This window comes from Chryseobacterium hagamense (assembly GCF_007991455.1).
In the GTDB taxonomy this organism is placed as follows: domain Bacteria; phylum Bacteroidota; class Bacteroidia; order Flavobacteriales; family Weeksellaceae; genus Chryseobacterium; species Chryseobacterium hagamense.
Window position 1 is genome coordinate 1 of record NZ_BJYJ01000093.1, and the last position, 625, is coordinate 625.

The 625-nt window shown below is 47.7% G+C and carries 1 protein-coding gene; it reads right to left on the reverse strand.

All coding sequences use genetic code 11. The annotated features are described in order from the left end of the window. A partial coding sequence (locus tag CHA01nite_RS20710) for an FIDD domain-containing protein (RefSeq protein ID WP_507762375.1) occupies positions 1 to 625 on the reverse strand: 625 nt, incomplete at both ends.

Here is a 625-nt window from a genome sequence, read left to right on the forward strand (position 1 = left end):
CATAAACGATGCCCGAAGGTGACGAATAGGCTGCCGGATTGGTAATCGGTCCCGTCAGGTTTGAATTGGTGAAATAAGTTACCGTTACTCCAGGATCGGCGGAAAGATTTACTGAAGTCAGGTTAAAGGTTCCGTTTCCGTTCGTTCCGGCACAGACCGTCAGAGATCCGTTGTTTACATTCGGCATGGGATTCACCGTTAAAGTAATCTGCGCGGTTTTTGAACATCCTGCCGGTGAGGTTACATTGGTATAGATAATCCCGGAAGGTCCGGAATAGGCAGCAGGATTGGTGATCTGTCCGGTTAGGTTTGAATTGGTGAAGTAATTAACCGTAACTCCGGGATCGGAAGAAATATTGGCTGCGGTCAGGTTAAAAGTACCGTTTCCGTTGGTCCCTGCACAGGCTGTCAATGTGGTATTGTTAGCATTCGGTGCCGGAGTGACGGTTAATGTAATCTGGGCGGTCTTTGAACATCCGTACTGGGAAGTTACTTTGGCATAGATAATTCCTGCCGGACCGGTATAAGCAGCCGGATTGGCAATCGGGGTTCCTGTTAAAGCTGCATTGGTAAAATAAGTAACCGTTGTTCCCGGATCTGAAGAGACATTTACCGAACTGAGATT